This is a genomic window from Laspinema palackyanum D2c, assembly GCF_025370875.1.
GTDB classification, from domain to species: domain Bacteria; phylum Cyanobacteriota; class Cyanobacteriia; order Cyanobacteriales; family Laspinemataceae; genus Laspinema; species Laspinema palackyanum.
Genome location: NZ_JAMXFD010000012.1, coordinates 86367 through 110150 on the forward strand (window position 1 = coordinate 86367; position 23784 = coordinate 110150).

General features: G+C 47.3%; 19 protein-coding genes, 1 pseudogene and 1 riboswitch. Of the genes and pseudogenes, 8 read left to right on the forward strand and 12 right to left on the reverse strand.

What is annotated here, in order from left to right; translation table 11 throughout:
• Window positions 1-8: 8 nt before the first annotated feature.
• Entirely contained in the window at window positions 9-530 is a 522-nt protein-coding gene (locus tag NG795_RS15430) for a chemotaxis protein CheW (RefSeq protein ID WP_367289545.1), read from the reverse strand.
• 604 nt (window positions 531-1134) lie between these two features.
• Window positions 1135-1485 (reverse strand): annotated as a pseudogene (locus NG795_RS15435) (transposase); the annotation flags it as partial.
• A 90-nt stretch (window positions 1486-1575) separates the two neighbouring features.
• Between NG795_RS15435 and NG795_RS15440 the strand changes: the two are divergent.
• On the forward strand, window positions 1576-2571 hold the full coding sequence (locus NG795_RS15440) for an IS630 family transposase (RefSeq protein WP_367289546.1): 996 nt from the start codon (window positions 1576-1578) through the stop codon (window positions 2569-2571).
• A 358-nt stretch (window positions 2572-2929) separates the two neighbouring features.
• Here the strand turns inward: NG795_RS15440 and NG795_RS15445 are convergent, their stop codons facing one another.
• From NG795_RS15445 to NG795_RS15460, 3 genes are all read right to left on the reverse strand, one after another.
• Window positions 2930-3253: a helix-turn-helix domain-containing protein gene (locus NG795_RS15445; RefSeq protein WP_367289547.1), complete on the reverse strand. Its 324-nt coding sequence runs from the start codon at window positions 3251-3253 to the stop codon at window positions 2930-2932.
• Between the two features lie 7 nt (window positions 3254-3260).
• Window positions 3261-3674 carry a type II toxin-antitoxin system RelE/ParE family toxin gene (locus tag NG795_RS15450; protein WP_367289548.1) on the reverse strand — a complete coding sequence of 138 codons (414 nt, stop codon included), beginning with the start codon at window positions 3672-3674 and terminating at the stop codon, window positions 3261-3263.
• Between the two features lie 526 nt (window positions 3675-4200).
• The gene (locus NG795_RS15460) at window positions 4201-4560 is read right to left on the reverse strand and encodes a response regulator transcription factor (protein WP_367289549.1); all 360 of its coding nucleotides are present in this window, start codon (window positions 4558-4560) and stop codon (window positions 4201-4203) included.
• Between the two features lie 611 nt (window positions 4561-5171).
• Window positions 5172-5267: riboswitch (TPP riboswitch) on the forward strand.
• Between the two features lie 6 nt (window positions 5268-5273).
• Between NG795_RS15460 and thiC the strand changes: the two genes are divergently transcribed.
• Window positions 5274-6647, forward strand: coding sequence for a phosphomethylpyrimidine synthase (thiC, locus tag NG795_RS15465; protein ID WP_367289550.1), 1374 nt, complete (start codon window positions 5274-5276; stop codon window positions 6645-6647).
• Between the two features lie 71 nt (window positions 6648-6718).
• Here the strand turns inward: thiC and NG795_RS15470 are convergent, their stop codons facing one another.
• Window positions 6719-8191, reverse strand: coding sequence for an N-6 DNA methylase (locus NG795_RS15470; protein WP_367289551.1), 1473 nt, complete (start codon window positions 8189-8191; stop codon window positions 6719-6721).
• A 74-nt stretch (window positions 8192-8265) separates the two neighbouring features.
• Between NG795_RS15470 and NG795_RS15475 the strand changes: the two genes are divergently transcribed.
• On the forward strand, window positions 8266-9657 hold the full coding sequence (locus NG795_RS15475; protein WP_367289552.1) for an FAD-dependent oxidoreductase: 1392 nt from the start codon (window positions 8266-8268) through the stop codon (window positions 9655-9657).
• Window positions 9658-9919: 262 nt separating this feature from the next.
• Window positions 9920-11467 carry an adenylate/guanylate cyclase domain-containing protein gene (locus NG795_RS15480; RefSeq protein WP_367289553.1) on the forward strand — a complete coding sequence of 516 codons (1548 nt, stop codon included), beginning with the start codon at window positions 9920-9922 and terminating at the stop codon, window positions 11465-11467.
• Here NG795_RS15480 and tsaE read toward each other — a convergent pair.
• Both tsaE and NG795_RS15490 read right to left on the reverse strand, forming a co-directional pair.
• Complete coding sequence (tsaE, locus tag NG795_RS15485; RefSeq protein ID WP_367289554.1) at window positions 11439-11969, reverse strand: tRNA (adenosine(37)-N6)-threonylcarbamoyltransferase complex ATPase subunit type 1 TsaE; 531 nt, start codon at window positions 11967-11969, stop codon at window positions 11439-11441. The genes NG795_RS15480 and tsaE overlap by 29 nt on opposite strands.
• A gap of 253 nt (window positions 11970-12222) precedes the next feature.
• Window positions 12223-13620, reverse strand: coding sequence for a gluconeogenesis factor YvcK family protein (locus tag NG795_RS15490; RefSeq protein WP_436836056.1), 1398 nt, complete (start codon window positions 13618-13620; stop codon window positions 12223-12225).
• 410 nt (window positions 13621-14030) lie between these two features.
• On the opposite strand from NG795_RS15490, the gene NG795_RS15495 reads away from it, so the two are divergent.
• Together NG795_RS15495 and NG795_RS15500 are read left to right on the forward strand one after the other, a co-directional pair.
• Complete coding sequence (locus NG795_RS15495) at window positions 14031-14813, forward strand: ABC transporter ATP-binding protein (RefSeq protein WP_367289612.1); 783 nt, start codon at window positions 14031-14033, stop codon at window positions 14811-14813.
• Between the two features lie 141 nt (window positions 14814-14954).
• A complete protein-coding gene (locus tag NG795_RS15500) occupies window positions 14955-16658 on the forward strand; it encodes an MlaD family protein (RefSeq protein WP_367289555.1) in 1704 nt (567 codons plus the stop codon).
• 154 nt (window positions 16659-16812) lie between these two features.
• On the opposite strand, the gene NG795_RS15505 is transcribed toward NG795_RS15500, so the two are convergent.
• The 4 genes from NG795_RS15505 to rlmD form a co-directional block, all read right to left on the reverse strand.
• Entirely contained in the window at window positions 16813-17238 is a 426-nt protein-coding gene (locus NG795_RS15505; protein WP_367289556.1) for an AbrB family transcriptional regulator, read from the reverse strand.
• Between the two features lie 301 nt (window positions 17239-17539).
• Entirely contained in the window at window positions 17540-18589 is a 1050-nt protein-coding gene (gene lpxD / locus NG795_RS15510; protein ID WP_367289613.1) for a UDP-3-O-(3-hydroxymyristoyl)glucosamine N-acyltransferase, read from the reverse strand.
• Between the two features lie 479 nt (window positions 18590-19068).
• A complete protein-coding gene (locus tag NG795_RS15515) occupies window positions 19069-19389 on the reverse strand; it encodes a YkvA family protein (protein WP_367289557.1) in 321 nt (106 codons plus the stop codon).
• A gap of 255 nt (window positions 19390-19644) precedes the next feature.
• Window positions 19645-21075, reverse strand: coding sequence for a 23S rRNA (uracil(1939)-C(5))-methyltransferase RlmD (rlmD, locus tag NG795_RS15520; protein WP_367289558.1), 1431 nt, complete (start codon window positions 21073-21075; stop codon window positions 19645-19647).
• Window positions 21076-21153: 78 nt separating this feature from the next.
• On the opposite strand from rlmD, the gene apcD reads away from it, so the two are divergent.
• Window positions 21154-21639: an allophycocyanin subunit alpha-B gene (gene apcD / locus NG795_RS15525; protein WP_367289559.1), complete on the forward strand. Its 486-nt coding sequence runs from the start codon at window positions 21154-21156 to the stop codon at window positions 21637-21639.
• 581 nt (window positions 21640-22220) lie between these two features.
• Window positions 22221-23663: a right-handed parallel beta-helix repeat-containing protein gene (locus NG795_RS15530; protein WP_367289560.1), complete on the forward strand. Its 1443-nt coding sequence runs from the start codon at window positions 22221-22223 to the stop codon at window positions 23661-23663.
• The last annotated feature ends 121 nt before the right edge of the window (window positions 23664-23784 follow it).

Sequence of the window (23784 nt, forward strand, 5' to 3'; positions counted from 1 at the left end):
TAAACGATTTACCACCCTTCCGATTGGGCGATCGCTTCCACATCTAAAATCATCACTAAGCGTCCCGTCCAATCATATAATCCCCTTAAAAAAGGAGCGAGTTCTTCCCCCACATCCATGCTAGAAACCATGCGTTCCAGATGAACCGAAATCACCCCTTGCACCCGAGATACAGCCAAACCCATTCGCATCATCACCAAGTTTCCATCTCGCGGATCCGGGGCTTCTAAAATTAAAATTCGACTATGCACCGAATGACTATCCACCCCCTCAGTCCGCAAAAACCGACCGAAATCCGCCACCGCTAAAATTTCTCCCCGCAAATTGGTCAATCCTAAGACAAAATGACGGGTATTCGGCACGGGTGCGATCGGTTGCTGCCCCAAAAATAGCACCTCCCGCACTGACAACAAATCCACCGCAAAGAGACTCTCTCTTTGACCAAACAACAGAAATTGCTTCAGATTCCCTGCATTGGGGGAAACCGGCAACTCACTCATCCCAGAATTGAGTGTCAATTTTCCAGCCATACCGCCTTAATTTTTGAGAAACCACAGCCTTTAAATCTTAGAGTCTTTCGACTGAAGGAAGGACAAAATACACTACAATCAATTATTATAAAGCAAAACTTTCATCCCGTTGGTCTGGGGAGAAATTCTCCAACTCTTCTCAATCAGGGACATCGATAGCGTTTCCCACAGTTATGAGGTCCGTTTTGGGAGTGCGAGCATCTTGCTCGCTATTGTCCCAAGCGAGCAAGATGCTCGCACACGTTTTCTTTGAGGAACCTGATAGATACAGTTTACGCGAGATGAAAAAATCAAAGGTGTCGGATGACCCCCATAAGCGCCAGTCTTTAGAAACGCTGCTGGCACAGATGAGGGGCCTGTTGTCTTAGGAGGAGTGGGGGTCTGTTTGAAGTGGGGGAATTGTGGGTGCCTGGTGGGACATGGCGGGATTTGATTGCCGTCGCCACTAGGAAAAGTTGTCACTCAAATCTATATTTTCCGACTCACCGGAAATCAAACGGCGATGGTGAGTAACAAGGGTAAAAAAAATAGGGTGGCCCGGTGTTGTTGCTCGACTATCTTGCATGTTTTTTTTAATATAGCAATCGCCAATCCAGTTAGGACGTTAGGCGCAGGCCAAGTGAAGGACATTTTCTATGGCCTCTCGTAAGGTATCAAAATCTTTGAGTTGGTGTCGAATGCGGCTTTTTAGCCACGACCAACAGTGTTCAATTTTATTGAGGTCTGGAGAGTAAGCTGGCAGATACCAAACGGAGCATCCAGCCTCAATTACCATCTCCTCAATACGGCCCCCTTTATGAAAGGTCGCATTATCAATAATCAAGATCTGTCCGGGTTTCAAAGTGGGGATGAGACAGATTGAAAGCCACAGTTCAAATACGTTTCGATTGCAGGCCCCTTCTCCGGTAAAAGGAGCCAATAATTCTCCATTACACAAAGCTGCAATCATATTAAGCGGTCAGGCAAAATAAATTGCATATTTTATGATTTTGAGGTTAAATGAGTAATTTAAGCAATAAATATGCCTAAATAAGGAGAATCATCCATGAAATTTATAAATTTATGTCCCGAAACTGAAAAAATGCTAGAAAGAATTTATCACAATAGCCAGCATCATAAAGTTAGGCAAAGAGCTCATTGTATTCTTTTAAGTCATAGAGGCTTTAAAATGGAAAAGTTATTAGAAGTTTTCCAAATAAGTCGTCGGACTTTACAATACTGGTTTCAACGCTGGGAGCAAAACAAATTAACCGGGTTGTATGACCAACCTGGAAGAGGAAGAAAAACCAAGTTAACACCTCCCCAAAAACAGCAAGTTAAGGAGTGGGTAAAAGCAGAACCAAAACACCTAAAAAGGGTCATAAACCAAGTTCAAGACTCATGGGGAATTAAGGTCAGCAAAGATACGATAAAAAGAATATTAAAACAGTTAGGTATGACCTGGAGAAGAATGAAGAGAGGATTGGCTGGAAGTCCCTTTGAATGGGAAGTTGAGTTCAATCTGGAAAAACTAAAAGAATTAAAAGAGTTAGATAAGAATGGAGAAATCGACTTGCATTTTTTAGATGAATCAGGGATGTCTTTGACGCCTTCACTACCTTACGGATGGCAAGATAAAGCCGAGAGGATTATTCTTCCAAGTTCTTCCAGTAAAAGGTTGAATGTATTGGGAGTAATGAATCGACGGAATGAATTAAAGTATGAAACCTATTCGGGAAATCTAAATAGCGAAAAACTCATTAAGTTTTTAGATAAATTTAGTGAAAACTTAATCCAAAGAACTGTCGTAGTAATGGACCAAGCCTCAATTCACACCAGTAACGCAGTCCTAGAAAAACTAGAAGAATGGAAGACCAAGAACCTGGAGCTATTTTGGTGGCCTCCGTATTCACCTAAACTAAATTTAATTGAAATTTTATGGAAATTTCTCAAATATGAATGGATTAAAATAGAAGCTTATAAAAGCTGGCAAAAGTTAGTTGATTATGTGACTAATGTCCTCGATAATCTGGGAAAAGAATATGCAATTAATTTTGCATAACTGCTTAGGTTGGGTTGAGGAACGAAAACCAACAAATATCCTGCGGATTATTTTAGAAAACCAACAAATACCCTATTATTTGATTATTTGGGGTCATTTGGCTTGGTTATTCGGTTTGATATTCCTGTAATGATTAGCCTGGTAGGTTGGGTTGAGAAACGAAACCCAACCCTTACAAGCATTTACCCATCCAGAAACTCAAAGATTCCCTCCGGGACGTGAAAGCGATCGCGCCCATCATCCAATAGTTGTAACCTAGGTATAGAAACCGGGGTTTTCCTGGGGATGCTGCATTCTCACAGAGATTTTGCCATAAACCAGGTTTCTCCACATATAAGCGATCGCCTTTAATCTGCCATTACAACGCCACCACTCGTGTTTCAGCTTGTCTGAAAGACTTCGGTTTGACTACGATTTCCACATCCCGACCCAACGCATTTAAAAAACGAAATAGCCGAGTCGTGGAAAAACCCGATAGCTTGCCATTCACTAATGCCGACACTTTAGGCTGGTCAATTCCTAACAGTTCTGCCGCCTCAGTTTGAGTCATATTTTGGGCGGCGATAATCCCACTAATTCTCCGGGCCAGTTCTGCCTTGACCAGTAATTCATCAGAATTTTCTAACTCTAAATCTGCGAATATATTGCCACTACCTGCTTGTACTTTAATCGGTTGATTCATATTTTTTCTACGGAGTGATATAATTTTCTGAGTAATGTTCTTTGGCCCGTTTAAGCCTTGCCTCAATTAGCTCAATATCCTGCTTAGGCGTTGCAATCCCTTTTTTTGACTTTTTCTGAAAAGCGTGTAGGACATAGACCACCCCAGCTAATTTTAAAGTGTAAACTGCTCGATAAGTGTCTCCGTCAAAATCTTCGACAACTTCAAGCACCCCAGCCCCCTTAAAGCCTTTGAGCGGTTTCGCAGACGGGTGCTTTTCACCACATTGAGCCAGATATAGCGCATAACCAACACCTTGCCGAACCTCCTCCGGGAACTCCTTTAAATCCTCACCAACACCTTGCCGAACCTCCTCCGGGAACTCCTTTAAATCCTCAAGAGAACTGCCAACCCACTCAACTGGTTTTAGTAATTCACTCATGCCTCAATTATGCTACTTTTGGCATATCATGTCAATCCCTGAATCCTGCTAGACTGAACTTAAGAAACTAATGAAGCTAAGTTGATGAAAATTAAAGCGATTATTCATCCAGCAGAAGAAGGGGGTTCCGCAGGCAGAAGTCCCAGCCCTTCCCGGCTGCATTACCGAAGGCGGTACCGGGGAAGAGGTTACGCAGAATTTACAAGACGCAGTTGAGAGTGGGCTGAGTGTTGCGAATAATAGCCTAAAAAAACAGAGCCTACAGACGAAGCCGACTTGGGAATGATCGCCTCAGACTCAGAAACCGGGTTTCTCTGATAAGTTTCTGCCTCTTTCCCAAAATTTCACCAGAAACCCGGTTTCTCCGCATAGTCTTTTTGCTCTTATTCTGGGATAACTTCAAAAGCATTTTGATTCAGATAGCGGTTACCGAACTCTCAGGGTACAGAGGCTTAAAGCAGTGAGGCAATCGGATAAAATTGGGATAAATTTAGTGATTTTGGTCTAAATTTTGCCGCTTTCCTCTTTATAATAAGCGTTCCACAATGTTAACCAATTGCTGGGGGTCAACAGGTTTGGTAATATAAGCATCAGCTCCCAAATCCATGCCCCAAGTCTTATCAATCTCGGTATTTTTCTGACTACAAAAGACCACAGGTAACTTGGACGTCTTGCGATCGCCGCGTAACTCTCGGATCACCTCAAATCCATTCATCCGAGGCATCACCACATCCAGAATGACCAGATCCGGTGCCGTCTCCTGAATCCGGGCGATCGCCTCCTCCCCATTGGTTGCCACAACTACCTCCATCCCGGCTTTTTTCAAAATCCGGCCAATCATCTCCAGTTCGCTCGGCACATCATCTACCACTAAGATTTTGCTCATCTGACGGTTCCCTCGCTTAACAACATTCTTCTAATCTTATCTTAGCTTGCTCGTTAGAGATTTCCTCACCCTATCCCCAACTTCAACCCCTCCATCTTTACCCCGGCAAGACAATCCAAATTAACAGATGCCAAACTTCAGAAAATTCCCCTCTAAACCATCAATTCCCCATAACAACAAAAACCCCCTAAGTAGTTAGGCGAAAAGATTCCTCTATTCGCTTTGCCTAAAACCCTTGCACCGTAATGATTATGCCGCTCATCCAAGCAGGGATTAATTACGCCTACCTACTTAGCCCATTCTAAATCTTTGAGGAAAATTAGAAATCCCCCCAAAGAACCCACTCGCCTTCCCCTATTGTACCCACATCTGAGGCCCAACCTAAACATTCCAGATTCTGGAGTTGAACACCCTCAAACCCGAGAGGTTTGCGGAAGGTTTTAGAACCCGGGGACAAAAAACCGGGTTTCTGGCCCTAATTGGCTACCCAGCAGGCAGAGAGTTCCTCCAGAAACCCGGTTGTCTTCCCCCTCTACAACTCGCCAGACCCCGGCGAATTGTAAAGATTTTTAAGCCAAATCACTCTTCCCTACAAACAGTGATAGAATCCGAAATTGAGCTAGGGGTGTCCGACCAAAGGGCTGAGAACAAACCCTTAGAACCTGAGTCCGGGTAATACCGGCGGAGGGAAGCTGTTATTTGAGGACTTCAAAATGCGAAAAGAATGGGTTGCCAAACGTCAGGGCCAGAGTAATGTTACTCAAATGAACTATGCCCGACAAGGCATCATCACCGAAGAAATGGACTATGTAGCAAAACGGGAAAACCTCCCCGTTGAGCTGATTCGGGACGAAGTGGCACGAGGACGGATGATTATCCCCGCCAATATTAACCACCTCAACCTCGAACCGATGTGCATCGGTATCGCCTCCAAATGTAAAGTCAATGCCAACATCGGGGCATCCCCTAATTCTTCTGATATTAACGAAGAATTAGACAAACTCAAACTGTCCGTTAAATATGGTGCCGATACTGTGATGGACTTGTCCACCGGCGGTGGAAACCTCGACGAAATTCGCACCGCCATTATTAATACCTCCCCGGTCCCCATCGGCACGGTTCCCATTTATCAGGCATTAGAAAGCGTGCATGGTAATATGGAAAATCTCACCCCCAATGATTTTCTGCATATCATTGAAAAACACGCCCAACAAGGTGTGGATTACATGACCATTCACGCTGGGATTTTAATCGAACATCTGCCCTTGGTGAGAAACCGGATTACCGGCATTGTCTCCCGTGGCGGTGGCATTTTGGCCCGGTGGATGCTGCATCATCACAAACAGAATCCGCTTTATACTCATTTCGATGACATCATCGAAATCTTCAAAAAATACGATGTTTCCTTTAGTTTAGGAGATTCCCTCCGTCCCGGTTGTCAACATGATGCCTCGGATGAAGCGCAACTCGCCGAACTCAAAACCCTTGGACAACTGACTCGCCGCGCCTGGGAACATAACGTCCAGGTGATGGTCGAGGGTCCGGGTCATGTGCCAATGGACCAAATTGAATTTAATGTCAAAAAGCAGATGGAAGAGTGTTCTGAAGCACCTTTCTATGTGCTAGGTCCTTTGGTCACTGATATTGCGCCGGGATATGACCATATTACCTCGGCGATCGGGGCGGCAATGGCGGGATGGTACGGAACGGCGATGTTGTGTTACGTCACCCCGAAAGAGCATCTGGGATTACCCAATGCCGAAGATGTGCGAAATGGGTTAATCGCCTATAAAATTGCCGCCCATGCTGCGGATATCGCACGGCATCGCATAGGAGCACGCGATCGCGATGACGAACTGTCTCACGCCCGGTATAACTTCGACTGGAACCGCCAGTTTGAACTCTCCCTCGACCCGGAACGTGCGAAAGAATACCACGACGAAACCCTGCCAGCAGACATCTACAAAACCGCCGAATTCTGCTCCATGTGCGGACCTAAATTCTGCCCCATGCAAACCAAAGTAGATGCCGATGCCTTAACCGAATTAGAGAAGTTCTTAGCGAAAGAACCTGTCACCCAAGGTTAAGAGTAGAAGAGTAGGGTGGGCATTGCCCACCTTATTTTCTGACCTGATAAATTTATGACCGATTTTTCAGATTACGTCACCCGAATGAGATTTTTGCAAAAATTCTGAATCTTGACCCTTGTTTCTTCTGTAAAATTGAGGTCTTTCCAGATGATTTGATTAATTTGTTCTACATATTGACGGGCGGCTTTGGGTGAGACTTGGTTGAGATAGGCTTCACGGGCGATCACACTCATTTGAGTTAGAGCAATCCGGCTAAATTTAGGAATCGGAATCCGCGCAACATAGCCCGAGGTAATCATATTCGACCGATTTAAAAGACTTCGCACGATAAAAGTCACGAGATGACTGTTCAAATAGGCTAACAGCCACCAGGTATCCGAGTCCGAGGTAATAATATTAGCATTGACTCCATAAGTGGAATTGGGGGGAAGATAGCAAGCAGAAAAGGTGACTCCCATTGAGGAACAAGTAATCCCGGGCTGATATAATAAAGATTTATTCCGAATGGTGAAATTGGGAATGGTTTCCGCTACCGATAAAAAGTCATCGACTAAGTAAGCATTCGGTTTCGTAAAAAAGCGACAGGACCCGGGATTTTTATAAAAGGGAATGGTAAATCCCGGGCGAGGATCTTTGGATAAATAGGTGCGATCGCTGCCTGTAGAAATCCCAGTTACACAAGAAAAAAGATTTCCCAGTCGTGGAGACTCGAACAAGTTTTGGATCTCATCGGGAATATCAATAATAAATTCTGAATTATCCGCTTCCCCCGCTAGGGTGATTTTTTCGAGGGGCAATTCTGTCCATTGTTTCTGAATTAATATCCGCTGAAAATCCCGTTGATTCAGGGTACGATTCGCCACCTTAACCGTCCCTTGATAATCAGTTCCTTTTTGCAATATCATGATACAAGTCCGGACATCTGCCCCTTGGTCTAAAAATAAATCATTAGAACAAAGCAGCAGGTAATGAACGGCACAGGTTTTTAAAATTTTATGGCGTAAGTTCTGATGCGCTTTAGCAGTTAAGAAGGAATCGAGGGTAATCAATCCGATTAAAGCCCCAGGTTTTGCACAATCGATTAAAGCCGCTATAAATAAAGCGTACATATTATGCACCCCGATGTCCCAAAAGAGACGAGATAAGCGGGTTTTGTTGTCTCGAATATAGGTGAGTTCATGACAATTATAAGGAGGATTAGCCAGATAAAAGTCATAATCTAAATCTATCGGCGTATTGAAAATACTCAAAAGTTTCTTTTGCTGATAGTATTGCAAAAAATCGGTTTGAGTAAAATTAATGACAGCGGGTAAATCAAACGGTAAAATGTCCATTCCCTCCACGGAAATGCCCTGATTTAACAATGGAATTACCATTTCACCTTGACCGATACAAGGATCCAGTGCAGTGCGGCCCTGGGGGTTGAGTTTTATCAACACCTGGGCGATGAACTCAGCGACAAAATCTGGAGTGGAATAATACCCGGTTTCTCGCCGGTCAATTCCCGCCTTAGTTTCAATTTTTTTTAAATGTCGTCCCATACTTATTGTAATAAATTTAGACCCAATCTATAATAAAATGACCAATCCATTTCTGGGTTATCGCTTAATTGCCTATGTCCTCTATCCCTCTTGTCAAAGGGCTTTTTAACCGCCGTCGGTTCCTTCAGTTGAGTTTATTTGCTAGTACATGGGGTTTGAGTTTAGCTTGTTCTGAAAACCGGGCTCAATCTTCACCGCCCAAAGTGTTAGTAATTGGGGCGGGAATTGCGGGTTTAGCCGCAGCGCGAGAACTTCAGGGACAGGGGTTTCAAGTGACGGTTTTGGAAGGACGCGATCGCATTGGCGGCAGAATTCACACCAGTCGCACTCTGGGGTTTCCGGTGGATTTGGGCGCATCCTGGATTCATGGGATTACGGACAACCCCATCGCGACTCTAGCGCGCGGGTGGGAAATTCCCATCTTACCCACAGATTTTGACAATATTATACTATACAACAACCAAGGAAATCCAATTAGCGATCGCGATTTTGAGGTGGGTTATGGAGTCTACGAACAAATTCGCGATCGCGCTGCATCCATAGCAGAAAACTCCGAACAGGACCTTTCCATTGCTTCCGCATTACAACAAGTTTTAGCCGCCCAAATCCTAACCCCTCAACAAGCTCAACTGGTTGAATGGGGGTTCAATTCTGAATTTGTGACGGAATTCGGGGCGGATTTAGAGAGTCTCTCCAGTTGGTATGCCGATGAGGGTTCAGAATTGGACGGAGGGGATTATCTCTTTCCCCAAGGATATGACCAAATTATCACGGGATTAGCGAATAATCAGGAGATTCAGTTGCAACAAAAGGTTACTGAAATCCGTTACAGCAGTTCCGGTGTCTCTGTCACGACGGAACGGGAAAGTTTTACGGCAGATGCGGCGATCATGACGTTACCCCTGGGGGTTTTTAAATCTGAAGCTATCAAATTTTTCCCAGAATTACCGGACAACAAACAAGCGGCTATCAATCGCTTGAGTATGGGAGTTTTAAATAAAGTTGTCTTAAAATTTCCTGAACAATTTTGGCCTCAAGACTCTCAGATATTGGGCTATCTTCAGGAGAAGGGTCCCGATTTTTCGGAATTTTTAAATTGGCAATTTTATAGTCAACAACCGGCATTAATCGCTTTGATGGGGGGTAATTTTGCGCGGGAGATTGAACAACTTTCTGAGGGAGAAATTCGCTCACGAGTGATGGGGGTGTTGCGACGGAGTTATGGCGATCGCGTTCCCGAACCCGAAAGCATGATGGTGACGCGATGGAGTCAGGATCCGTTTGCCTTGGGGTCCTATTCTCATATTGCCGTCGGGGGAGACAGTGGCGATCGCGATATCTTGGCTGAACCCATCGGCGATCGGCTCTTCTTCGCGGGAGAAGCCACCTCTCGGGACTATCCCGCCACCGTACATGGCGCTTACCTCTCCGGCATTCGGGAAGCGAAACGATTGATTAACCGCTAAAAACCCCTTTCATACTTCTCAATTCTCACCGTGATCGAGTAAGATCTAAAAAATACCGACTGCTAAAATAGTCAAGCGGTTACTGAGTCAAGCGCGAAAAACAGCAAAAATGTCAACCCCCCATCGGCATAATAAAAATCGGCGAAGAGAGAGAAATAAAACTGGGTTCAACCTTCTCAAGCAAATCATAAAGTGGAGCGTCGCTTCCCTTCCCGTAAAATTTTTTATCCGGAAGTTTCAGCGGTTTTTTGGCCCGCATTCCATGCAATCGGCAGCGTTACCCCCTAATGAAGAAGAACGCTTACAAGCTCTCTACCGCTATAGCATTTTAGACAGTGAGGTTGAAGACTCATTCGATGATTTAACCGCCCTAGCTGCTTCAATTTGCGGAACTCCCATTGCCTTAGTCAGTCTGATTGATTCCAATCGTCAATGGTTTAAATCTAAAGTTGGTTTAAACGCCTCCGAAACTCCCAGAAATATCTCGTTTTGCGCTCATGCAATTCTGAACCCCAATGATATTCTCGTTGTTCCGAATGCGTTAGAAGATGAGCGGTTTGTGGGTAATCCCCTCGTTACTTCTAATCCCAATATCCGGTTTTATGCGGGAACGCCGGTTGTCACCCCCGATGGATTTCCTCTGGGAACCCTTTGTGTGATTGATACCATCCCGCGCCATCTTACTTCCGAACAATTGGAAGGACTGCGGTTGTTAGGACGACAGGCGATCGCCCAAATGGAATTACGACTCCAAGTTAAACGATTAGAACGTCAAATTGCTCGACAAAAAGATGCTACAGCCAAACTCCGTGCGACCGATTCCCAAATTGTCGATTCGTTAGAAAACATGACCGATGCTTTTTTCGCTGTTGATCGCCAATGGCGGTTTAGTTATGCGAATCAAAAAGTTGGAGAAATTTTACAACGAGACCCCAATAATCTGCTGGGAAAAATTATCTGGGAAGAATTGCCTGAAACCGTGGGTTCTACATTTGAACGAGAGTATCGAAAATCTGCCTCGGAACAAGTCAGCGTCACCTTTGAAGACTGTTCTCCCATCACCAATCGCTGCTTTGAAGTGCGGGTCTTTCCATCCTACGAGGGACTCTCTGTATTTTTTCATGACATTACCCAACGAAAAAAAACTGAAGAGGCACTCTGCCGGGAACAAGAAAAAGTCCAAGAATTACTCTTAAATATTTTACCACCAACCATCGCCCAACAGCTTCAAAAACAACCGGGTCTGATTGCGGAGAAATTTGAGGCGGTCACTATTTTATTTGCGGATTTAGTGAAGTTTACGGAACTCTCCACCCAGGTTTCCCCCCAGGAACTTGTGACTCTTCTCAATACCATTGTTTCCACTTTTGATCGCCTCACGGAAAAACATGGATTAGAGAAAATTAAAACCATTGGGGATGCCTACCTCGTAGTCGGTGGCGTTCCCCTCTCTCGACCGGATCATGCCGAAGCGATCGCAGAAATGGCCTTGGATATGCAAGAGGCGATCGGCCAGTTCAACACCGAATATCTCACAAATTTAAGTCTACGAATTGGCATCAACACCGGACCCGTGGTCGCCGGTGTCATTGGCATCAAAAAATTCACCTACGACCTCTGGGGAGATGCTGTAAACACCGCCTCTCGCATGGAATCCCACGGAATCACGGGAAAAATTCAGATTTCCGAAACCACCTATCATTTATTACAAGATAAGTATAAAATTGAGGAACGCGGTCTGATCGAAATTAAAGGCAAAGGAGAAATGAAAACCTATTTTCTCACAGGTCGAAATCGGTCTGCTCTTTAAATGTTCCTGCATCAGGTTCGCGATCGCCTCCGATCGCCAAGGGCATCAGGGCATCCAAATTAAAGTCCCCAACGGGGATTAATTCTACTTGACGACCCTCTTCCTGATGAGTCAGGACCAGGCGTAAATAATCATCAGGCTTGTAGGGTAAGCGTTCCGCCCATTCGATCGCCACCAGACCCGGTTCCGTCTCCGTCCCTTCCCAGTAACTCTCCAGATTTAGTCCTGAGACTTCAGTGGGGTCCAAGCGGTAGAGGTCCAAATGATACAGGGGGATGCGGCCTTCCAGATATTCCACAATTAAGGTAAAGGTGGGACTGACAATGGATTCAGCGATCGCCAAACCCGACCCAATCCCTTGCACCAGGGTGGTTTTACCCGCGCCTAAATCTCCTTCGAGTAAAATTGTGGTCCCTGGAAGGCAGCGTTGTCCGAGGATGAAGCCTAGAGATTTCGTCGCATCTGCATCGGGCAACAGGAACTTAAGGATGGATTGACTCATAGATGAAAGAATAAGCGAAGACCAGAACTGGGGAATCCGAGAGAAAAGTCTTAAAAATTATAACAGAATGACCGATAAAAAGACGATTAATTGGACTCCCTATTGAGCCGTTAACTCTTGAGTAGTTTAGCGGTTAAATAGGGGGATTTGGTCCAGTTCAGTGCTGTGGGAAAAGGTTAGTAATTTATAAATCTGAACCTGAGAAACGATGTAAGCGAAAGGTGTGTGAGGAGACCGAAACGGTGAAAGCGCACTAGCGGGCGGCCGAGAGGATACCGGCAGTGCTTTTAATATGAACGTGAGCATACCAGCGGATCAACACCTGGGCCAAGAGTTGGTGATCATGACGGACATAACCCGTTTCCCGGTCCTCCTGCATCACATTAGCGAACACCACACTGCGGCCAAGTTCAGTAATCGTGGGGCGATCGACATATACGGGATGAGAGTTATCTTGGGAATAGCGAATCAAAGATTGAGCCGAAGGCATTTGCTGTTGTACCAATACGGAACTAAACAGCTTTAATCCACAAGCGCGATCGATAGCTTTAATATGATCGGCAACAGTGTAGCCATCGGTTTCGCCCGGTTGGGTCATGATATTGCAAACATAAATTTTAGGAACATTGCGCTTGGCAATTTCTTCGGCAATTTCCGGCACTAATAGATTAGGAATTACGCTGGTATAGAGACTTCCCGGGCCCAAAATAATGAAATCAGCCTCACGAATCGCCTGAATGGCTTTAGGTAGCGGGGGTGGATTAGCTGGAGTGCAGCCAATTTTGACAATTTTGCCATTGGCTTCCGTAATACTGGATTCTCCCTCAATGCGACGACCATCAGCCAACTCCGCCCAGAGATTGACATCACAGAGGGTAGAGGGGAGGACTTGACCCCGGACCGCCAGAACCTTAGAACTCGTGGCGATCGCCCGTTCCAAATCTCCACTAATATCACTCATCGCCGTCAGAAACAGATTCCCAAAACTATGGCCCGTCAGCCCATTTCCGGCCTTAAAACGGTATTGAAACAGTTCCGTTAATAACTTTTCCTCATCAGCGAGGGCCGCTAAACAGTTGCGAATATCTCCCGGAGGCAGCACCCCATTTTCTCGGCGCAGCCGTCCCGAGGACCCACCATCATCGGCTACAGTGACGATCGCCGTAATGTTAGCACTATAAGTCTTGAGTCCCCGGAGTAGGGTAGAAAGACCCGTGCCACCTCCAACCACCACAATTTTCGCGCCCCGATTTAACTTACGGTGATGCAGCAAGACATCAATCAACTCATCCTCGGCACCGGGTCTTAACACTTCCGTAATCGAGCCTACAGTGCGGGTTTGGCCCCAGAGAATAAAGAAAATCCCAAACAGGAGGACAAAGGGACCGCTGATATAGCTGGGAATCACCGTTGCCAGTTGGGTCAGTGTTTTTTCAATCAACTGAATCGCGAAAAAAATCGGAGTCAGTTTAACCCAGATTGCCAAACCCAGCAGGGTTAATAAGACCCCAACCGCACTTAAGAGCAGCCAGCGTTTGACGAATAATCCAGGGGCTAACCATTTAAACCAATGGTTAAATCGCATCCCTCGCCGGAACAGGGGGTCCGGCTTGAGGGCATGGAAAGCTTGTTTGAGTAAACCAATTGACATGATTAATTTTAGGAGAGGGGATTAAAAGAGGAGAGAGTCGAAAGTTACACCTTTTTGGTTTTGATTCTAATTGCAAAAGGTCTGTTCCGAACTCAACCGGACAATAGCCTGTCACAGATCAGAGGTCACCTCCTTCTGCTAGATAGGGGAATATGCTTACCAGGATATCGGGATTGTTCCCGAATGGCGAGAGAGCCCGGCCAGAATCGCCCCCGTAGAGAGGAGGGAGTCCGGATTAGAATCGATCAGGGTGAGGCTGTGTCGCGCAACAATCCTCCAGGTTGAGTTGAAGCGAGAGCTTTCAATCCCTAGGGAGAGAAGCAAAGATGGACTTCCCACCAGCCCGGTGGCTGGACTACTATACTTAACCTTTAGTGACCAGTCCGCAGAGCGTTACCGCAGTTGAGCCGATGAGTGATCCGTTGATTGAATTGAAGGGAGTGTCTAAGTCCTTTGGGCGGAATGTGATTTTAAACGAAGTGGATTTATGCATTTACCGCAACGAGGCCCTCTCAATCATTGGACCCTCTGGGACAGGCAAATCAACAATTTTGCGGATTATTGCGGGATTGCTGGAGCCTGATGCCGGGGAAGTTTATGTGCAGGGAATTCGCCGCGATCGCTGGATGGATGATTTAGCTGATCCCATTGGCATTGGTATGGTCTTTCAGAATGCGGCCCTATTTGATTCCTTAAACGTGGATGAAAATGTCGGATTTTTCCTCTACGAACACTCCAAATTATCCCGCAAGCAAATTCGACAACTGGTCACCGAGAAGCTAGAAATGGTAGGGTTGCCAGGAATCGGCAATAAATACCCAGCCGAACTGTCTGGAGGGATGCGAAAGCGGGTGAGTTTTGCCCGGGCGATTATGGCGAATCCAGATGACCCCACCGCCAGTCCAGAAGTGCTGCTCTATGATGAACCGACGGCAGGTTTAGATCCGATCGCCTCTACGGTGATTGAAGATTTAATCCGAGAGTTACAGGCGGCCCGAGGCGGCTGTAGCACTTATGTGATGGTCACGCACCAAGATAGCACCATTCGCCGAACCTCTGATCGGATCGTGTTTTTATTTGATGGGAAAGTGCAGTGGCAAGGTGGAATTGAGGAGATTGACACCACCGAGAACCCCTTAGTCCGACAATTTTTCAGTGGGAGCATTACGGGACCGATTCAACTAGCCGGTTGAGCATAAGGCGATCGCAAGACAGCATGAAGGTAAGAGTGCCGTGGCAGTATGGCATTATCAGAGTCTGGGTAGCACTGCACAGGTGGGAGTCAAAATCATAGCAACAACGTCAAGAGAGCAACTATCGCAGAAGGAGAATCCATGCGTTCGTCACGAAAGCTGAGAGAAGGATCAATTGGTTTATTACTTTTGGCCGGTTTAGGATTATTTGGCGGCATTATTTTATGGCTGCGCGGGGTTGGATTAGGCCGCGAAAGCTATACCCTGGTTGTCTCATTCCCTAACGTTGCGGGGATGCAGGTGGGGGGGCCGGTACGCTACCGGGGAGTCTCGGTGGGCCGGATTGCCAATATTATCCCCGGAACCAATGGAGTCGATGTGGAGCTGATAGTGGCTCCAGCGACCCTGGTGATTCCTAATGCCGTGTTGATCGAGGCCAATCAGGGGGGGTTAATTGGAGAAACCTGGGTGGATATCAACCCCCTCCAGGCTTTACCGCCTCAAATTATTAAAACCACCACTCCCCTCGCTTCAGACTGCAATACGGAGTTAATTTTGTGCAATCGGGAGCGTCTTGAGGGACAGATTGGGGTGAATTTTGACGAACTCATTCGCGGTTCGATGCGCTTTACGAATTTATTTTCAGATCCAGCCTTTTTTGCCAATCTGAATGCCTTGGTGAAAAACTCCACGGTTGCCACGGCTGAAATTACCCAACTCAGCCGGGAAATCGGGGTCTTGACCCAATCCGTGGAACGAGAGTTAGGTCTTTTCTCCACTGCCGCCCTTCAATCGGCCTCGGCCCTGAATACTGCTGCTGGACAAATTGGCAATACGGCGAATCAGGTGGGGGCAATTTCGACCCAACTGGGGAGGACGGTGAATCAATATGGGGCGATCGCCGGGGATATCCGGGCCGCCACCAATCAAATTGGGGCGACTGCCAATCAATATGGGACGATCGCCGGGGATATCCGCACCGCCACCAATCAAATTACCGCCATCTCCAATCGCTATGGGGCGATCGCTGGGGACCTCCAACGCACGGTGAATCAAGTGGGTGCCGCTGCTGAAGAATATCGCGTCGTTGCCGGGACCTTTGGTGCGAGTGCCGAACGGATCAGTGGAACCATCGATGGACTCGGTGGCACCATTAATGGACTCGGCGGCACCGCTGGAGAACTCAACGTCACCGCCAGGGACCTGCGGACCCTAATTGGCAGTGTCAATGAACTCGTTGCCACCAATCGCGGTACCCTCGTCACCACCCTCAACAACATCAACACCACCAGCGAACAACTGCGAATCAGCGCCCAACAAATTACCCCCCTCGTCGCTAGGGTTGAACAACAACTCAATCAATTTGAGGATTCTCAACTCTTAGCAAACCTAGATACCCTCTCCGTTACCGCAAATCAACTCGCCGCCAATGCCTCCGCTGCCTCTGCCAATCTCGCCCAACTCACCGATACCGCCATCTCCCCGGCCAATCTGCTGTCCTTACAACAAACCCTAGATTCAGCCCGCGCCACGTTCCAAAATGTCCAAAAAATCACCTCGGATTTGGAAGAGTTAACCGGCGATCCCGCTTTATTTGAGAGTATTCGGAATATTTTGCTGATCCTGGGGGATCTGCTCTCTTCTACGGAACAACTCGAAGAGCACGCGCGGTTTGCGATGGCTTTAGCGCCCCTTTCTCATACCGTCAGCGACCCTTCCTTACAGTCCCAACTCCTCCCGCCTGCTTCCGGAGAACAGAGACCCCAACAGCTTGATCCGGCTGTTGGGCCCCAGACTGCATCCCCAGGCCCTAATCCTGATAAGCTCACCGCACGCACCCGTTGAGTCCCCAAACCCATCCCCGGGAAAACGGGTTAACCACAAAGAAACCAGTCCCCCTCCTTGAGGCTCAATTGAGCCGCAGATGAGGGAGACTGGTCTAAATTTTGAGGGAATGTTTAGAAAACTCGACTAAAACAATGGGTTGTTTTGCAGTCCTCTAATCGTCATCTTCTTCGTCGAACTCCTCATCGTCTTCGTTGAGCAAGTCATTTTTACTGTTATCGACCTGAATCAGGTGGATGTGCTTGTAACCCAGTTTAATTTCAAACTCATCACCGGGCTTTAATCCCATTGACTGGGTATAAGTTGAACCAATGACAATTTGTCCGTTTTTGTGGACGCTGACTCGAAAAGTTGCCTCTCGACCGCGACCATCTTTTGACCCCTCTGGACTCAGGGGAATCCCGCGAGCTTCCAGCACGGCATCATAAAAGTCCGTGAGGTTTACCCGGAACTCTTCATTTTTTGACTTGCTGTAGTATCCACAGCGCTTGGCGGTTTCTCGGCGGGGTAAGTGCGAGAGTTCTTTTACTTTTTGAAGCAGCGCCTTTCCTTTAAGGGGGGTTGTAGCAATTTCACTCATTGCTTTCAATGATTATCCTTCCCGATCTAAAAACTGAAAATTCAGCCGCATCATTCAATTTGGCCTAGTTAAAAATATATCCTCAAATCTGTGATTTTTAACCATAATTTTTTATAAAAAAATTAAACGGCTCAATTTTTCACCCCGGTTCACCTGAATAGACCCGGGGGGGTTCAAACCCCGGCCTTATAGCTAAATCGGTTAAATCCCGAGTAAAAACATCGCCCCATAAGACTTTCAGTCGGTTTTAACCGACTTCATTTGTTACACGGGGGATTGATCCCCCGTCGGTTGTTGCCACTTAATTTGACTTGGAGCCCAACAAGCGCTGGAGTTGCTTGAGGGATTGATAAATTTCCGGAAGACGGTTGTAGATGGCAACGGTTTTCAGCCACTGTTTGTTAGGAATCGCTGGAAAACCCGAGACGATCGCCCCGGGAGGAATATCACTGGTAATGCCGGTTTTGGCGGAGGCGATCGCACCATCTCCCACTGTCACCTGATTGTTAACCCCCACTTGACCGCCTAAAATCACGTTGTTGCCTAACTTGGCCCCACCGGCTAATCCCACTTGAGCGGCTATAGCACAATTTTTGCCAATTTTGCACCCATGACCAATCTGCACTAAATTATCAATTTTTGTATTCTCCCCAATCCGGGTTTCCCCGACTGCGGGACGGTCGATGTTGCTATTACAACCCACTTCTACACCATCCTCTAGGACGGTGTAGCCCGATTGCTCCATTTTCACCCAACCGGCGCGAGAGGGCACAAATCCAAACCCTTCAGACCCAATCACGGCCCCCGCGTGAATGGTGCAACCCTTGCCGATGCGGGTGCGTTCATGGATGACGCAATGGCTATGCAAGACGGTCCCTTCGCCTATTTCAGCATGGGGATAGAGGGTGACGTTGGCATGAATGCAGACATGGTTGGCAATTTTGACCCCCTGGGCGATGGAGACAAAGGCCCCGATCGCCACATTCTCGCCCAAGGTGGCACCCGGGTGAATCGAGGCGGTGGGATGGATGCCTGATCGGAGTCGAAAGGGTTGATAAAACAAGGCGATCGCATGAGCAAATAATAATCGCGGTTCCCGGGTCGCCACCCAGACGATTCCGCGATCGCTCGCCTGTTGCTGCAACTGGGGATTCATCGGCAAAATCAACGCCGTAGCAGCAGTCCCCGCGATGCGATCGGCAAATTTACCCCCTTCGATATAACTCAGACTCCCGGGAGTTGCCTCGTCTACTGCTGCCACTCCCGTGATTTCCGGGTCCTCCCCCCTGAAAACAGGGGGACTATCAGGCAGATGAATGGCAAGTTTTTGGACAATTTCACTAAATTTCATAATGGCGATCGGCATATCTCGAAGGTTTGCCCGGGTAATAAAAACCCGCACCCTCAAGGGTGGGGCTACACAAACAAAGCCTGCCTTCGCAGGCTACAAGAGGGGCGATTCGCGAATCGCCTCTACATTTAGCGTTTAGTAAGGGGATTGCAAAAAATAAATCATCCAGATGTTCGTAGTAACCCCTTTAGGGGTTTCTTTAAAGATGACGGGCGTGAAGGAGTCACTACAAACGTTTTGGCGGTTTTATTTTTTGGAGTTCCCTAAAAAAAATTGCGTAAGTCCTATTCTCCCAGAAGTCGAGTTGTTTTCTGCCAGTTCTCCGTGGCACTAAAGTATCCACTCCAAACGGTTTCAACCGCTAAAAATACCATAAAACTTGTCCCAGGCTTTAACCTCCGGACAATCCCTACCTCTAGCAAAAAACAAAGCCTACTGATCCAGCAGGCTTGAGGGGTGCTATTTATTTAAGAAATGAATTATTGATTGACGGAACTGGCTTCTACATCTACTACCGTAGAACCCCCCACCGTTGAGGCGGTATTGACAGGATTGGTGGATTCTCCTACTTCACCTTTTCTGGCTTTAAAATAATCCATTGCCATTTGGGACAACTCAGAAACTAACAAAGTTGCCAGGGCGATGTCGTCAAGTTGCCCAATCACGGGGATGAAATCGGGAGCAACATCAATCGGGCTGAAGAAATAAGCCACGGTTCCCAAAATAATCCACCAGCGATATTTGGGGTTGCGAAGGGTGTTGCGATACCAGTTGTAAATTGATTGAATAGAGTTATTCATAAGTTGGTCCTCCAGTTACTCTTCAATCTTGACAAAGCGATCGCCCAATTGTCGGTGTAGATAACCCCCCTATTTTTACCAGGGAAGTTCTACTATTGACCGATCTCTCTGTTGAAGACTCCCCCTTAAACTAGCTCTGTGAAGAGGCAACCCCTGAAGGGGTTACTACAAACGTTCGTAGTGACCCCTTTAGGGGTCATCTTGATATCAGGACAGACGGGGTTACCCCTTAAACCCATCGTCTCCGAAGGCAATTTATGCCTCCGCCACGAGGAAGGCGACGGCTTCCACATGGGAGGTTTGGGGAAAGAAATCTGCCGGTTGTAGGCAACTAAGGCGATAAATTCCGCTATCACAGAGGATTTTTAGGTCCCGGGCGAGGGTGGAGGGTTTGCAACTGATGTACACAATCTGCTGGGGTGCAATCTGAATCAGGGTCTCCAAGACGCTGCGATCGCAGCCTTTTCTCGGGGGATCCAATAAAACAATATCCGGTTTCTCTCCAGAGGGTAATCCCAGACTCTCTAATTGCGGCAATAATTTTTCAACGGACCCTTCATGAAAGGAGACATTTGTCAAGCCATTGAGTCGGGCATTTTCTTGGGCGATCGCGATCGCTGCTGGATTGATTTCCAAGCCGATCGCCTGTTGGACCCGTTTGGCGAGGGGGAGGGTAAAAGTGCCAATCCCGCAATAGGCATCCACCAATCGCTCAGTCCCCTGCAAATCCAGGCGAGAGGCGATCGTCTCTAACAGGACTTCTGCCGTTTCCGGATTCACCTGAAAAAACGTATCTGAGCGGAGTTGTAACTGGACTCCGGCAAATTCATCCACAAAATAGGGTTGACCCGCAACACAGCGCGTTTCCTCCCCTAAAATTGCATTGGTCCGGTTGGGGTTGTAATTGAGGCAAACTCCCACCAAATCCGGATAGCGACTCAACCATTCCTCCGCCTGAGTCTCAATATCCATCAACTTCCGATTAGCAGAGACCAAAGTCAGCAAAATCTGTCCAGTCCGGCGACCTATTTGCAGCGCCAAGTGCCGGAGATTGCCCCGGTGTTCCGTTTCATTGTAAATCGACCATCCCCGGTCCTGAATGTCCTGTTTCACCTCAGCCAGGAGCGGATTTAATCGGGGGTCCTGGACCGGACATTGATTGATGTTAACCAAGTGATGACTATTTTTTTCATAGTATCCCGCTTGGACCTTGCCGGAAGAGGAACGACTGAGGGGATAGGTGGCTTTGTTGCGATAGCCAAAGGGAGAAGGAGAGGGCAAAATCGGCTCCACCTGCGGGTTCTCAATGCCGCCAATTCTGGCGATCGCTTGAGTGACGAGATTTTGCTTGGCTTGGAGTTGAGCAGAATAAGCCACACTTTGCCACTGACAACCCCCGCATTTATCCGCGACGATACAATGGGGGCGGATCCGACTTGGAGAGCGTTCCAGGACCTCTAGGAGTTTGCCATGGGCATATTGAGGCTTCACCCGCACCAGCCGGACCAACAGGCGATCGCCGGGAACCGCATCGGGAACGAAAACCACTCGCCCCTCATAGCGCCCCACCCCGTCCCCGGTGTCGCTTAAATCCTCAATTTCTACTTCGATCGCGCAACCTTGTTGCCAATTTTCATCCTGCCGATCCCCGACTGGGTACTTGTTTTGCCCATTAGTGGCACTCACTGTAAATTTACCTCTCTTTATTTGTGTTCCCCTCAATGGCTAAACTACAGAAATGGATCTCCGATGTTTTGTAAAACCATGAGTGTAGTTAGTCAAGTTATTCTCAAAGCCGACGATGAACTCCGTTATCCGACGAACGGGGAACTCACCAGTTTAACACAATTTTTTCAAACCGGCCAGCAACGGGTGCGAATTGCTACTACGTTAGCTGAGAGCGAGAAGAAAATTGTGGAGCAAGCCAGCAAACGCCTTTGGCAAAAGCGCCCCGATTTTATCTCTCCGGGGGGCAATGCCTACGGCCAACGTCAACGGGCTCAGTGCCTCCGGGACTTCGGCTGGTATCTGCGTCTAGCCACCTATGGCGTCCTCGCCGGAGACAAAGAACCGATTGAAAAAATCGGCATCATTGGTGCCCGGGAAATGTACAACGCCCTCGGAGTTCCCATGCCAGGAATGGCCGAGTCCATTGTCTGCCTCAAAGAAGCATCCTTGGCCCTTCTGAGTCAAGAAGATGCCACCGCTGCTGCCCCTTACTTTGACTACATCATTCAAGCGATGTCCTAAGTCAAAGAGCCTTTCAAATCCAATTTTGATGAGCTAGATTGTAGCGGATAGAGATTAGTGTAGCAAGCATTAATACCTATCCGCTATTCTTTTGGAAAAAACCGACATCCCTACATTTAACTGCACATCCGGTCCCCTCCCCTGTGTCTTGGTCCGGGTTAGGGTGGGGTCCTCTTTAAGCTTAAGCAGGTGAGGAGGAATGAATGGGTAGAGGGTGTCGGCGGTGACCCGCTTAAGCCAGTTACGAAGAAATAGGTTGGCACCCGGGGTTCCATACAGGTGCGATCGCCTTCAAGAGTGGGTGAGGAGGCTGGAGCCCCCGAAGAACCCCACCCTAACCCTCCCCTTGGCAAGGGGAGGGGACCGGAAGTAAGGCAAATCAGTATGAGCGTAAAAAACCTACTCTTGTAAGTCTTCCCCATCTCCCCCATCCTCCCCATCCCTTGAGTAAATAAAAAAAAGATCCGGAAAATTTATAAAAAATTGGCTTATTTAGACGAGCATTAAGATAAGCAGCTAATCAGTAGCGTCAGGGTTCATTGGATGCAATTCCTATCAATATAATCCACAAGAACTGGTCTATGATGAACAAAATCAGCAGCTATCCCCTCGTTCTAATTACCTTATCGTTACTGAGTGCAGCAACGGTTACGCTAGGGAGTCAACAAGAGAGATTCGATGGGGGTAAAGTCCTAGCAAATGTTCCCACGGTTCAGCCGAGTATGAACGCCCAGCAACGGGTTATTTATGTTGATCCTAAGCGGGGAAATGATTCAGTCAGTGCCGGTCAAAGTGAGGCGAATGCGTTACGAACCATTACCGCTGCATTGGGACGGGCACAGTCGGGAACGGTGATTCAATTGGCACCGGGACGCTATCATGCCGGGGAAGTTTTTCCCTTGAAACTGCAACCGGGAGTTATTCTGCGCGGGGATGAAAGTGGCCGGGGTGATGGGGTGGTGATTACTGGAGGAGAAACCCATCTCAGCCGCATTTGGGCGGGTCAAAATATTACGATATTAGCCGGAGATAGTAGTCAAATTCTGGGAGTGACGGTCACCAACCCTAATCCTTACGGGACTGGAGTTTGGATAGAAAATGCCAATGCGATTGTTAGAAATAGTACCTTTACGAATAATAATCGGGAGGGTATTTTTGTATCAGGGACGGCTCAACCGATTATTGAAAATAATCAGTTTATGTATAATGGAGGAAATGGAATTTCAGTAACGAAGGAGGCGAAAGGGGAAATTCGCCGGAATGTGTTTCAGGATACGGGTTTTGCCTTGGCGATCGGGCATAATGCCGCCCCGGTGGTTGCCGGTAACCACATTCATCAAAATCGCATTGGGATTGTGGTGACGCAAGCAGCACGTCCTATTTTAGAGGGGAATATTATCGAAAATAATAGCGATTATGGGTTAGTGGCGATCGCTGAATCTCAGCCTCAGATTGCTGCTAGTAATACCTTTCGCGGGAACGAACGGGAAAATCAACTGATCGCCCGCAATCCCCAGGGAATTCCGCCGACTCCGGAAGAATCCACAGGCGTTCAGCAGGCTTATTTCACCTGCGAACCCTACGGCAACAATTATGCAACAGTGGCTCAACAAGGGTATGCCTCAATTCCCCAAGCGATGATTGTTTGGAAGACTTCAGAGGTGGATTTACCTGAAAATCGCTGCAATGAAGTGACCCAGAAGTTAAACCAAAAGGTGACGGCTTATGGGGGTCAGTTGCATAAAATGTTATTCGCTACGGGACGGGTGAATAATGATAAAGTCGTTTGTTTGGTGAAGGATTTACAAGAGAGTTGTCAGCCGGATAATATGTTGTTCACGTTGAGTGGATTTAATGCCAGTGACCCCACTCAAGTGTTGCGCCAGTTGATTGCCTTTAGTGTGGAAGGCAAGGGCAATCCGGTACAAGAGTTTGGTGAGGAGGCGATCGCCCCCTTAGAATCAGTGGCCCACAATTTAGAACCGGCATTGGGATTGTGGTTTGTCAGGGGGTTAACTCAATAACCGTGCAGGCGATCGCCACTCTTTCTTTAGTTTCTTTTTCTCTCAACACCTTGGGCAGTTTGCCTATATCAAGGCGCGGTTTATTCTGCGTCTTTTTTGTCTTCTTAAGGGATAAAAAGTT